We start from the raw sequence: 13,145 nt of genomic DNA, 5'->3' as shown, positions 1-13,145 counted from the left end.
TTTCAAATTGAAACGCTTTTTTTATCTTTAACTTTCAAAATAAAAGCCTATCAACTTATGAAGATTAATGATAATGGTATTTACATCGATGGTATTGATAAAAAAATATTACGTGCGTTAATGGAAGATGCGAGAACTCCAATTCTTGAAATTGCTCGTAATGTTGGCATTTCAGGAGCTGCGATTCATCAACGTTTAAAGAAGTTAGAAAAATCTGGGCTTTTAGCTGGTTCAAAATTTATTATTAACCCGAAAGCTTTAGGTTATACCACAATGGCTTTTGTTGGTGTCTATTTAGATAAAGCCATTAGTAATCCTGAAGCTGTAAAGCAACTTCAAAAAATTCCTGAAGTGATTGAATGTCATTACACAACCGGAAATTGGTCTATATTTATTAAAATTCTATCTAAAGATAATGAGCATTTAATGCATGTTCTTAATTCTGAAATACAAAGTATAAAAGGGGTTTCGAGGACAGAAACCTTTATTTCTTTGCAAGAACAGATTAACCGACAGATTAAGATTTAAAGACAAAAAAAGTCCATTCGTAGATTACAAATGGACTTTCTAATGTGTTAAAAAACACACTTTATGGAGCAGGATTTGGTAGCTCTGCATGTACTTCATTTATAGCTTTCATCACATCCTCTGACAGAGAAACATTAATGCTATCAATATTTTCCTCTAACTGTTTTAAACTAGTTGCGCCAATAATATTACTTGTTAAAAAAGGTCTATCATTGACAAAAGCTAATGACATTTGTGCTAAAGACATATTATTGTCTTCTGCTATTTTTAAATAGCGTTTTGTAGCTTCTGTAGCTTTCTCACCACTATAGCGCGCAAATCTCGGAAACAGTTTTAATCTCGTATCATCACCTGCTGTTCCTTTAATATATTTCCCAGATAATACACCAAATGCCATTGGAGAATAAGCTAATAAACCAATATTTTCTCTGTGAGCTACTTCTGCTAAATCCACTTCAAACACTCTATTTATTAAAGAATAAGCATTCTGAATGGTAATCATTCTTGGCAGATTATGTTGTTTGAATTCTTGCAAGTAACGCATGGTTCCCCAAGCTCCTTCATTAGAAATACCAACTTGCCTTATTTTACCTGATTTAATAATGTTATCTAGGTTATGAAGAATTTCATTAAAATTATCTTCCCAAGGATCATTTGGATTATGTACGTAATCTCTTGTTCCAAACATTTTAGTTTGTCGTTCTGGCCAATGTAATTGGTATAAATCTATATAATCTGTTTGTAAACGTTTTAAACTATTATCAACCGCTTCATTAAGTGCGTCTTTGCTAAAACCGTTGGTTCTAATATGCGCTGTATAATCTCCTGTACCAGCAATTTTAGTCGCCAAAACAACTTTATCTCTGTTTCCTGTTTTTGCAAACCAATTACCAATAATACGTTCGGTTTCTGCATAGGTTTCCTTTGTTGCCGGAACGGGATATAATTCAGCAACATCAAAAAAATTAACTCCTTTATCTAAAGCAAAATCCATCTGAGAAAACCCTTCGCCTTGGGTATTTTGGTTGCCCCAAGTCATAGTACCAAGGCATATTTTACTAACTTTTATATCTGTATTTGGTAGTGTTGTGTATTTCATAGCATTTCCTGCGAAGGCAGGAATCTCTTTTTAATTAAACTTAAGTTTCTAATCTAGGTTTCAACTTACTGCACAAGTTATCTTCAAGCAAAATATATTATGTTCTCAATAATTCTCAACCAGATAAGACAAACAAAAATAAGAAGACCTCACAGGTTTAAAAAATCTGCGAGGTCTAAATATATGTTAATATGTTATTGACGTTACAATTTAAATCTCATTCAAAAGTTTAGAAATCTCATCTAACTTAGGCGTTAAAATCACTTCTATTCGTCTGTTTTTGGCTTTACCTTCTGATGTTTCGTTTGATGCAATTGGCGCAAACTCTCCACGACCAGCTGCTGTTAAGTTTTCTGGATTGATAGCATCATTTTCTCTAAGAATATTGACAATAGCTGTTGCACGCTTTGCAGACAAATCCCAGTTACCACTTAATTGCGCATTACCTTTATAAGGCACATTATCAGTATGACCTTCTATTAAAACTGAAATCTCAGGATTTTCAGCCAATACACTTCCTAATTGTTTTACTGCTTGTGCGCCTTGTGCTCCAACATACCAGCTTCCAGATTCAAACAACAATTTATTCTCCATAGAAATGTAAACCTTTCCATTGCGTTGTTCTACTGTTAATCCTTTCCCTTCAAAATTAGTTAAGGCTTTAGAAATGGCATCTTTTAATTTATGCATCGCAGCATCTTTTGATGCAATCACATTTTCTAATTCTGCAACACGTTGTGAGCGACTCTCTAATTCTTGCTTCAAGGTATTTAAACGTTCGTTTTCTGCTGCTAAGGCTTGCTCTTTAGCCTCTAATTGCGCTAAAAGCTCTCTATTTTTTTGTGCATTTTTAGCTATAGACGCAGAACTATTTTCTTCTAATGCTTTGTATGATGCCTTTAGAGTTTCGAGATTATTTTTAGAGGCTGCATAATCTGCCTGAAGTTTATCTCGTTCTGAAACAGCTGCTTCATAAGCCGATTCTAATTCATTTAAATCATTAAAAACTTTTGTTTTTTCCTTAGATAATTCTGCCATTTCATCCGTAAGACTGCGGTTTTCTTTTTTGAGATTGGCATATTTATCTTCAAGGTCTGTGTAAATTTTCTTTGACACACAAGAAGTAAATAGTGTAATAGTTAATGCTAAAATTGAAAGTTTTTTAATCATGATTTTGAGGCTGTTTTATTTTAATTCTAATTGTTTAAATGTAATATGTTGTTATAAATCTAATTCGAGCAAAATGGGACAATGGTCACTATGCACTGCTTCCGTTAGTATAACGCTGCGTTTTATTTTTTCTTGTAATGGTTTACTCACCATGGCGTAATCTAATCTCCAACCTTTATTATTTGCTCTAGAATTTGCTCTATAACTCCACCAAGAATATTCTTGACGCTCTGGATGTAAATGTCTAAAACTATCTATAAACCCACTTTCTAAAAATTCACCTAACCACTCACGTTCTTCTGGCAAAAACCCAGAAACTCCTTTCATTTTCGGGTTATGAATGTCTATTTCTTCATGACAAATATTATAATCACCACAAACCACTAAATTAGGTTTTTCTGTTTGTAATTCATTCAAATAGTTATGAATAAGATTCATATATTCAAACTTATGCGATAATCTTGCGTCATTGGTACCAGATGGTAAATACATACTCATCACGGAAACGTCGTCATAATCTACTCTAATGTTTCTACCTTCAAAGTCCATAGACTCAATTCCTGTTCCTAATTCTATGTGATTAGGTTTGGTTTTACATAAAATAGCAACTCCACTATACCCTTTTTTCTGTGCGCTAAACCAATAATTATAATTATAACCAGCATCTGTAAACAAACTAAGGTCTAATTGTTCTTCCATAGCTTTAATTTCTTGCAAACAAACAACATCAGGATCTGTTGCGGTTAACCATTCTATAAAGCCTTTATTTAAGGCTGCTCTGATACCATTTACGTTATAAGAAACTATTTTCATGCTGTCATATTCTGATTAACCGCTAAATTAAATAATACGCTACTTTTACACCATTATTTTAAGCTTGTTTTAACGATAAAATATTTTTTGCATTAAGCAGTTATAACTTTACATGAAAATTGCTATTTCCTTTATTCTAATACTATCTGTTTTTTGGGGCTTTTCCCAAGAGCAGGATAGTAATTTTAGACAAAAGAAAGTAGCCGTTAAGGATTCTATTAAAATTGATTCTGTAAGTATAAACCCTTCGCGCTTTACAGTAAGAACAAAGGATGATAAAATAATAGATTCCACATTATATTCAGTTGATTTTGCAAAAGCCATTTTACGTTTTAAACAACCTGCAGAAATAGATACGATTAAAATTGAATATTTACGCTATCCAAATTTTATCACCAAGGTTTATAAACAATTAGATGATGAAGTGATCATAGAGCGTTCGTCGCAATTTCAACAATTATATACATTACAAAATACTAAATCTAAAAACACATTTACTCCTTTTGATGGACTAACCACTTCTGGAAGTATTTCTCGAGGTGTTACCATTGGAAATAATCAAAATTCAGTATTAAATAGCGAGTTAGATTTACAAATTTCAGGAAAACTAAGCGATAAAGTTTCATTGAAAGCGTCCATACAAGATGCTAATATTCCATTGCAAGAAAGTGGATACTCACAGCGTTTGGATGAATTTGACCAAGTATTTATAGAATTGTTTAGCGACGATTGGAATATAAGAGCAGGTGACATTGACCTTGAAAACACAAAAAGTTATTTTGCTAATTTCTCAAAACGCGTGCAAGGATTATTAGTAAATGCTAATTTAAGCGAAAAAACCTCTGTTTTTGCCTCTGGTGCTTTAGTTAGAGGTCAGTTTACAACAACACAATTTGCTGCTCAAGAGGGCAACCAAGGACCCTACAAATTGCGTGGCTCTAATAATGAACTGTATGTGCTTATTGTTTCAGGTAGCGAAACGGTGTATGTAAATGGTATTCCTTTAGAACGTGGAGAAAACAACGATTACATTATAGATTATAATGCTGGTGAGATTATCTTTAACTCTACATTTCCTATTACTTCAGAAATGCGAATTACCGTAGATTACCAATTTAGCGAACGTAATTACTCACGATTCACCGTTTTTGGTGGAGCAAATTTTGAAACAGAAACCTTAAAATTAAATGTGTCTATATATTCTGAAAGTGATGCTAAAAACCAACCTTTACAGCAAAATCTATCTACAGAACAAACACAAATTTTAGCTGACGCTGGTGACAATACAGATTTAATGGTAGCACCTTCTGCATCATTAACGTCATATTCTGAAAATCGTATTTTATACAAAAAGGAACTCATAGGTACGGAAGACATATTTGTATTTTCTAATGATCCGGATGATGAATTATTTAGTGTTCGCTTTACATTGGTTGGTGCCAATCAAGGAAATTATGTATTGAGCAATGCCAATGCTATTAATAATATTTACGAATATATTGCACCAATTGCAGGCATTCCACAAGGAAATTACGAGCCTATTATTCAACTTATTGCTCCAGAGCGTTTGCAAATTGCCGTTGTTAATGGGCAATATAAACCTTCAGAAAAAACTGATCTCTTTTTTGAATTAGCAGGAAGCAAAAAGGATGACAATTTATTTTCAAGTATAGATGATGAAAATAATGATGGCTTTGCTGGCAAATTCACATTAAAACAAAAATTAATTCAATCAGATAGTCTTTGGAATTTATCTGCGCTCATTGATACTGATTTTATTCAGAAAAACTTTAATACCATCCAACGTTTATATAGAGCAGAATTTACTCGCGATTGGAATATAGATGCTTCAGAAACTAGTGAAGAAAATATTGAGTTCGGCAACCAATTACTGTTTACTACAGGTTTGCGATTATCTCATGCAAAAAAAGGGACAGCAACTTATAATTTTGAACATTTAAATTATTCTGAAAACTTCAATGGAAATAGACATCAAATCACAGCAAATTTACGTTTGGGTGATTTTAGAATATTTTCAAATTCTAGTTATCTAAATAATGAAAGCACTATTAATCGTTCAACCTTTCTAAGGTCTTTTAATCGCGTGGTATATGGCAAAAACAATAAATGGACAGGAGTAAAGTTTTCTACCGAAGATAATGAGCAACGCACAATAGCTACAGATATTCTCACACCATTGAGCCAAAAATTTAAAGCCTACGAAGCTTTTATTGGTGTTGGAGACAGCACTAAAGTTTTCGCAGAAATAGGCTATATAAAACGTTTTAATGACAGCTTAAGAAACAACAATCTAGAGCGTGTTAATAGTTCTAATACTTATTATTTAAAATCAAGATTGATTCAAAATAAAAATACCACACTTCAATTTTATGCGAATTACAGAGATTTAAAGTCGGAAGATAATAGCGTAGAAGATGAACAAAGTTTGAATAGTAGATTAAATTATAATCAGAAATTGTTTAAAAACCTTATTATTTTAAACACCAGTTTTGAAACTAATTCTGGAACTTTACCTCAGCAAGATTTCACTTATGTGGAAGTTGAAGCAGGACAAGGAGCTTATACTTGGATAGATTACAATGATAATGGCATACAAGAATTAAACGAATTTGAGATTGCACAATTTACAGATCAAGGCAGTTATATTAGAGTGCTGTTACCTAATCAGGTCTATGTACAAACACATCAAAATAGATTTGGGCAAACGCTTACTGTAAATCCGCAAACATGGAGTGTTTCTGAAAATAAAACCGAAAAATTTTGGTCTCATTTCTATGATCAAGCATCATTTATTGTAGACAGTAAAAAGTTTAAAACTGGCAATTCATTTAATTTAAATCCTTTTAAAGCTTTAAAAGACGACTTGGACACCGAAGAATTTGCATCCTTAAATTATAGCATTAGAAATGTACTATTCTTTAATAGAGGTAAACAGCGTTATACCACATCTTATACGTTTTTAACCAATAAAAATAGAAACCTTCTTTCCATAGGTTTTCAACAAAACAAAACCAATAGTCATCAGCTTAATTTTAATCATAAATTAGACGTTAACTGGTTGGTAACTGCATTGGCTAGTTTAGGACAAGAAGATAGTAAAAGTCAGAATTTCACCGACCGAAATTATACCATTGACAACTACCTATTTAAACCTAAATTGAGTTATTTGTTTAGCGAAAATGCACAATTTGATGTGTTTTATCAATACACGTCCAAAGAAAATACTATTGGTAGTTTAGAAACCTTATCACAGAATAATTATGGTTTATCCTTCACCTATAATAATGCCCAAAAAATAGCCTTAACAGGAGAATTTAACTTCTTTAAAAATGAATTTGATGGTAATGCAAATTCACCAGTTGGCTATCAAATCTTAGAGGGCTTGCAATCTGGAAAAAACTTTACTTGGAGTTTATTAGCACAAAAGAAATTGACAAAATATTTAGATTTGAATCTAAATTACTTCGGCAGAAAATCTGAAACCTCTAAAATGATACATACAGGCACTATTCAACTAAAGGCTTATTTCTAAGTCATTTGTAACATTTATCACTTATTAAAATACTAAAATCCGTATCTTAGCTCTCGTTATGAGCAAACTAATCGCTTTTACATATTCGTTTTTGATTCTTATTCAAAGTTTCAATATTGGCTTAGAAGACCTTTCTAAGCTTAACGCATTATTGGATCATGCCGAATATCATAAAGTAATGTATGGTGATAATTTTTATCAATTTTTAGCAGAACATTATGGTGATGCTAAAGACAACCATGAAAATGAGCACGAAGAGCATAAAGGTTTACCTTTTAAAGACGCGCAGCACATATGTTCTCATTTTAGCACACCTTTTATAAACCCTAATATTGTATTTAACTTTACATATCAAGAGTTTATAGAAATTCCTTTTAATTTTCATTACGAAGACAGCTTTACTAACTTCGAGAAATCTTCTGTTTTCCAACCACCCAAACAGGCATAATTCAATTTAGATTTAAACCTATTTCTTTAAATATAGGCATTCATTATTTCTTAATTTTTTTGAATTATGTTAGAGCACATTATTAAGTTCAGCTTAAAGAATAAGCTGATTATATTCCTGTTTACAGCATTTATTATTGGTTTTGGAATTTTTTCCTTAACCCAAATCCCTATTGGAGCTGTTCCAGATATTACCAATAACCAAGTCCAAGTCATTACTACGTCTCGTAATTTATCTACTCAAGATGTTGAGCAGTTTATTACATATCCCGTGGAATTGGAAATGGCAAATTTACCTGGAGTTGAAGAAATTCGTTCCGTTTCAAAATTTGGTTTGTCTGTTGTAACCATTGTTTTTGAAGACAATATGGGCACATACCTTCCAAGACAATTGATTGCCGAAAAAATAAAGTCCGCTTCAGAAAAAATCCCTGAAGGATTTGGAAGTCCAGAAATGGGACCAATCACTACTGGATTGGGCGAAATTTACCAATACATATTAGATGTAAAACCCGGTTATGAAGATAAATATTCACCAACCGATTTAAGAACCATACAAGATTGGATTGTAAAACGACAACTTTCTGGAATTCCTGGCGTAGTTGAAGTGAATACTTGGGGAGGATTTTTAAAGCAATATGAAGTTGCCATCAATCCAAACAAATTAAATGCCATGCATATTTCGCTTTCCGAAATCTATGACGCCTTAGAAAAAAACAACAGTGTTGCAGGTGGTGGATACATTGAAAAAACAGACCAAGCCTTCTTTATTAGAGGTGAAGGTTTAGTAAAATCTCTGGACGATGTTGGTAATATTGTGGTGAAGAATGAAGGCGTACCCATTTATATCAAAGACATTGCAAATGTCGGTTTTGGTAGCGCAACACGTTTTGGTGCCATTACAGGAAATGGACAAGGTGAAAAAGTTCTTGGTCAGATTATGATGTTAAAAGATGGCAGCTCTAAAGCCATTATTGATGCAGTAAAAGAACGTGTTGCTTCTGTGCAAAGCAGTTTACCCGAAGGTGTTTTTATTAATGGTTTTTTAGAACGAAGCGAGCTCATAGGTAAAACAACGTTTACGGTTTCCGAAAACTTAATTTTAGGGTCGCTCATCGTCATATTTGTTGTGGTTTTACTATTAGGTAATTTACGTTCTGGATTAGTAGTCGCTTCTGTGATTCCGTTGAGTTTATTATTCGCGATTTCATTAATGAATCTTTTTGGTGTAGATGCTAATTTAATGAGTCTTGGTGCCATCGATTTTGGAATTATAATAGATGGTGCCGTAATTATTGTCGAGTTTATTGCGTTCAGAATTATTACACAAAGTGACAATCTAAAAGCACTCACAAAAGAGGCAAAACAAGAAGAAATTGATGCAATTACACTAAAAAGTGCTTCAAAAATGATGAATTCCGCCATTTTTGGACAATTAATCATTTTAATCGTTTTCATTCCAATCTTATCCTTAAGTGGTGTGGAAGGTAAAATGTTTAGACCAATGGCTTTAACTTTTAGCTTTGCATTAATTGGCGCCATGCTTTTATGTTTAACCTATGTTCCTGTAGTTGCTTCTCTATTTTTAAAACCGAATAAACAAAGTGACAACAACATTTCTGTGAGATTGATGAAGGTTTTAAACTCTTGGTATAAACCTTCCATCAGCTGGGCATTACATCACAAAAAATTAGTGATTGGTTTAGCAATGCTTTTATTAGTTTCTAGTTTCTACTTATTCAGCAGAATGGGTGGCGAATTTGTACCGACTTTAGACGAAGGTGATTTTGTAATTCAACCGGTTTTAAAAACAGGAACTTCACTCGGTAAAACCATAGAAATCACCACTAAAATTGAGCAAGTCTTACTAGATAATTTCCCGGAAGTTGACCAAGTAGTGAGTAGAATTGGTGCCGCAGAAGTCCCAACAGACCCAATGTCTATGGAAGAAAGTGATGTGATTATAAAATTGAAACCTAAAAAAGAATGGGTTTCTGCAAAAAGCAAAGATGAATTGGCTGATAAATTTAAAGACGCATTGACTATAATTCCAGGTATGGAAGTAGAATTCACCCAACCTATTGAAATGCGATTTAACGAATTAATTACAGGTGTTAGAGCAGATATTGCTATTAAAATATTTGGTGACGACTTATCCGTTTTAGCCAATAAAGCAGATAACATAAAACGTCTAATTCAAGATGTAGAAGGCGCTTCAGATATTATTATCGAAAAAGTGGAAGGGCTACCGCAAATGAGTGTCACCTTCAATCGCAGTAAAATTGCGCGTTATGGTTTAAATATTTCAGATATTAATCAATTGATTTCAATGGGATTTGCAGGTGGAACCGTTGGAAGTGTTTTTGAAGGTGAAAAACGTTTTGATTTAGTAATTCGTTTAGATGAAAAGAATCGTAAAAACATAGAAAGCCTAAAAAACTTGTATGTAGATACACCAAGTGGCACTAAAATTCCGCTCAGTGAATTAGCAGAGATTACATATACAACAGGACCAGCAAAAATATCTAGAGATGATACCAAACGTAGAATCGTGGTTGGTATTAATGTAAGAAACCGAGATTTGCAATCTGTTGTAGATGATGTTAGAGTTATTATTGACAGCAAACTAAAATTACCTGTTGGTTACACCATTACTTATGGTGGACAATTTGAAAATCTAGAAAGTGCCAAAGCCCGATTAACAGTTGCTGTACCTATTGCATTAGCCTTAATATTTCTACTACTCTATTTCGCGTTTAATTCTGTTAAAGAAGCCTTGTTGGTGTATTCTGCTATTCCGCTTTCAGCCGTTGGTGGTATCTTATTACTATGGTTGCGCGATTTACCTTTTAGTATTTCAGCAGGTGTTGGCTTTATTGCACTTTTCGGAATTGCAGTTTTAAATGGCATTGTACTTATTGAGCATTTTAAAGAACTCAAATCACAAGGCATTGATGATATCGAAGAACGCATTAAACGTGGTACCTCAGAGCGTTTAAGACCTGTTGTTTTAACAGCAGCAGCTGCAGCTTTAGGTTTCTTACCTATGGCCATTTCAACAAATGCAGGTGCAGAAGTACAACGACCTTTAGCCACTGTTGTTATAGGTGGTTTGGTCACTGCAACCATCTTAACACTAATAGTCTTACCTGTATTGTACGCATGGTTTGAAGAAAAAAAAGAGATTAAAATGAATAAAACAGCTATAGTTACGGTTATTGGATTCTTTTTTATGATGAATATCAATGCACAATCTCAACTCACTGTAGAGCAAACGTTGGACTTAGCCATTGCAAACAATGCCAGTTTAAAAGCTTCTAATTTGCAGATTGAAAAGAGTGATGCTTTTGTAGGAAGTGCTTTTAGTTTTGATAAGACATCATTGTATTATAATTATGATGAAAACAATTTAGCCATTAATAATGAGCCCTTAAAAGTTTTCGGTATTGCTCAAGATTTCAAATTTCCTACGGTTTATTTTGCTGAAAAGAAAGTAAATAAGGCGATGGTAAATTTGGAAGAATCTAAATATAATATTCAATTTCAAAAAGTTAAAAAGAAGGTTTACTCTAATTATTATCAATTAAGCTATGCCAAACAGAAAGCTGAAACCTATCGTTTTTTAGATAGTTTGTATCAAGATTTTTCACGAAAAGCAGCAAGACGATTTGAGCTTGGCGAAACCAATTATTTAGAAACTATTACAGCCGAATCTAAACAGAAACAACTTCAAACCTTATATAAACAAGCTTTGCAAGATGTTGAATTTTCAAAAGAGCAGTTAAAAGCCATTGTTCAGGTTGATACTTTAGAGATTGTTGACCAAGATTTAGAAAAGCTAGAACTACTTAGTCCTTCGCTTCAGGATAATTCCGGTTTACTCTATTTTGAAAATGCCAAAAATTATCAAAATGCTGTTTACCAATCTGAAAAGCAGAATTTATTACCAGACCTTAATTTCGAATATTTTCAAGGCACAAATGATAACCTCAACACAAATATAAAAGGCTATCAATTCGGGATTAAGATTCCGCTGTTATTCTTTGGAAATTCTTCAAAAATAAAAGCGTCTAAAATTGCAAAAGACATCATATCTGAACAAAAACAAGATTATGAACTGCAATTAAATTCAGAATATAAATCACTTCTAACCACATTAAATAAGTACGAAGAAGCCGTTAATTATTACGATACCCAAGGCGAACGTTTAAAAAATGAAATTATTAAAACCGCCAACCGCACTTTTAAGGAAGGCGAAATTGACTTTTTTCAATACATCCAAAGTTTAGAAACAGCGAAAGATATTGAGCTCAATTATTTAGAGAATTTAAACGCTTACAACCAGACTGTAATCAACATTAATCACCTTATTTTAAACATTTTTTAAAGATGAAAAATTTATATATAATACTGTTCTCAATGGTTTTTTTAGCCTGCGGAAACGAAAAAAATAACGACACTGAAGTGGTATCAACCAAAGAAGACCACGACCATATTACCATCACAAAAGCACAATTTGATAGCGAAAAAATGGTGTTTGGTAACCTAAGTGAATTCGATTTTAATGAGAGTATTAACGTCAACGGAATGATTGATGTGCCACCTCAAAACAAATCGAGTATTTCAACATTTATAGGTGGTTATATTACAAAAACACCTTTACTAATAGGTAATGAAGTAAAAAAAGGACAACTTTTAGTGACGCTTCAAAATCCTGAATATATTGAAATTCAGCAAAACTATCTCGAAGTTGCAGAGCAATTAAATTATTTAAAATCTGAATTCAACAGACAAAAAACCTTATTTGATGAGCAAATAACTTCAGAGAAAAATTATCTAAAAGCAGAAAGCTCATACAAAAGTAATTTGGCACATTACAATGGGTTGCGCAAAAAATTACAGATGATGAATATTAGTCCAAAACGTGTAGAGCAAGGGCAAATCTCATCTAGTATTAATTTATATGCACCAATTGAAGGCTACGTGACTAAAGTAAATGTGAGTAACGGTACCTATGTTTCGCCAAGTGATGTCATTTTAGAAATTGTGGACACAGACCATATCCATTTAGAACTTTCTGTTTTTGAAAAGGACATTATGAAAGTTAAGAAAGGACAAAAAATTAAATTTAAAATTCCTGAAGCTTCAGAAGACACTTTTACTGCTGAAGTGCATTTGGTTGGCACTACAATTGATGAAAATAGTAGACGTGTAAACGTGCATGGTCATGTAGATAATGAAGATGCAAACTTTATTGTTGGGATGTTTGTAGAGGCTGAGATAATTACTGAAAGCTCTAAACATTTGGGTTTACCGAAAGCAGCCTTAGTTTTAGAAGAAGATGACGCTTTTGTTTTAGTTTTAAATGAAAAAATCAACAATGAGTTTCATCTTAATAAAGTAAAAATTAATATTGGAAAAGAAACCGAAGATGCATTCGAAATTCTAAATGCAGAAATTCTAAAAGACAAACAAATTTTAGTGAAAGGAATTGGTATGTTGGTCAATATACAAGAATGAGGTTACAGCAATAAA

8 protein-coding genes are annotated in these 13,145 nt (G+C 32.8%); 5 read left to right on the top strand and 3 right to left on the bottom strand.

What is annotated here, in order from left to right; all coding sequences use genetic code 11:
• Positions 1-57 precede the first annotated feature (57 nt).
• On the top strand, positions 58-528 hold the full coding sequence (locus DFQ10_RS02150) for an Lrp/AsnC ligand binding domain-containing protein (RefSeq protein WP_115815785.1): 471 nt from the start codon (positions 58-60) through the stop codon (positions 526-528).
• 61 nt (positions 529-589) lie between these two features.
• On the opposite strand, the gene DFQ10_RS02145 is transcribed toward DFQ10_RS02150, so the two are convergent.
• From DFQ10_RS02145 to DFQ10_RS02135, 3 genes are all read right to left on the bottom strand, one after another.
• Complete coding sequence (locus tag DFQ10_RS02145) at positions 590-1,627, bottom strand: aldo/keto reductase (protein ID WP_115815784.1); 1,038 nt, start codon at positions 1,625-1,627, stop codon at positions 590-592.
• A gap of 210 nt (positions 1,628-1,837) precedes the next feature.
• A complete protein-coding gene (locus DFQ10_RS02140) occupies positions 1,838-2,797 on the bottom strand; it encodes an OmpA/MotB family protein (RefSeq protein ID WP_115815783.1) in 960 nt (319 codons plus the stop codon).
• Between the two features lie 51 nt (positions 2,798-2,848).
• Positions 2,849-3,610 (bottom strand): exodeoxyribonuclease III, encoded by a 762-nt coding sequence (locus DFQ10_RS02135; protein WP_115815782.1) that lies wholly within the window; start codon positions 3,608-3,610, stop codon positions 2,849-2,851.
• A 112-nt stretch (positions 3,611-3,722) separates the two neighbouring features.
• Between DFQ10_RS02135 and DFQ10_RS02130 the strand changes: the two genes are divergently transcribed.
• The 4 genes from DFQ10_RS02130 (at position 3,723) to DFQ10_RS02115 (ending at position 13,130) form a co-directional block, all read left to right on the top strand.
• Entirely contained in the window at positions 3,723-7,163 is a 3,441-nt protein-coding gene (locus DFQ10_RS02130) for a hypothetical protein (protein ID WP_115815781.1), read from the top strand.
• A 58-nt stretch (positions 7,164-7,221) separates the two neighbouring features.
• Entirely contained in the window at positions 7,222-7,611 is a 390-nt protein-coding gene (locus DFQ10_RS02125; protein WP_115815780.1) for a hypothetical protein, read from the top strand.
• 66 nt (positions 7,612-7,677) lie between these two features.
• A complete protein-coding gene (locus DFQ10_RS02120) occupies positions 7,678-11,997 on the top strand; it encodes a CusA/CzcA family heavy metal efflux RND transporter (protein WP_115815779.1) in 4,320 nt (1,439 codons plus the stop codon).
• A 2-nt stretch (positions 11,998-11,999) separates the two neighbouring features.
• Entirely contained in the window at positions 12,000-13,130 is a 1,131-nt protein-coding gene (locus DFQ10_RS02115) for an efflux RND transporter periplasmic adaptor subunit (protein WP_115815778.1), read from the top strand.
• The last annotated feature ends 15 nt before the right edge of the window (positions 13,131-13,145 follow it).

It is taken from the genome of Winogradskyella eximia, from assembly GCF_003386165.1.
GTDB lineage: Bacteria > Bacteroidota > Bacteroidia > Flavobacteriales > Flavobacteriaceae > Winogradskyella > Winogradskyella eximia.
The sequence above is the reverse complement of the archived record's forward strand: the minus strand, read 5'-3'. Positions and strand labels throughout refer to the sequence as shown.

What these genes read in the sequence shown, in the direction of transcription:
- DFQ10_RS02150 (WP_115815785.1), top strand. Translation starts at nt 58, where the DNA reads ATGAAGATTAATGATAATGGTATTTACATCGATGGTATTGATAAAAAA.
- DFQ10_RS02145 (WP_115815784.1), bottom strand. Translation starts at nt 1,627, where the DNA reads ATGAAATACACAACACTACCAAATACAGATATAAAAGTTAGTAAAATA.
- DFQ10_RS02140 (WP_115815783.1), bottom strand. Translation starts at nt 2,797, where the DNA reads ATGATTAAAAAACTTTCAATTTTAGCATTAACTATTACACTATTTACT.
- DFQ10_RS02135 (WP_115815782.1), bottom strand. Translation starts at nt 3,610, where the DNA reads ATGAAAATAGTTTCTTATAACGTAAATGGTATCAGAGCAGCCTTAAAT.
- DFQ10_RS02130 (WP_115815781.1), top strand. Translation starts at nt 3,723, where the DNA reads ATGAAAATTGCTATTTCCTTTATTCTAATACTATCTGTTTTTTGGGGC.
- DFQ10_RS02125 (WP_115815780.1), top strand. Translation starts at nt 7,222, where the DNA reads ATGAGCAAACTAATCGCTTTTACATATTCGTTTTTGATTCTTATTCAA.
- DFQ10_RS02120 (WP_115815779.1), top strand. Translation starts at nt 7,678, where the DNA reads ATGTTAGAGCACATTATTAAGTTCAGCTTAAAGAATAAGCTGATTATA.
- DFQ10_RS02115 (WP_115815778.1), top strand. Translation starts at nt 12,000, where the DNA reads ATGAAAAATTTATATATAATACTGTTCTCAATGGTTTTTTTAGCCTGC.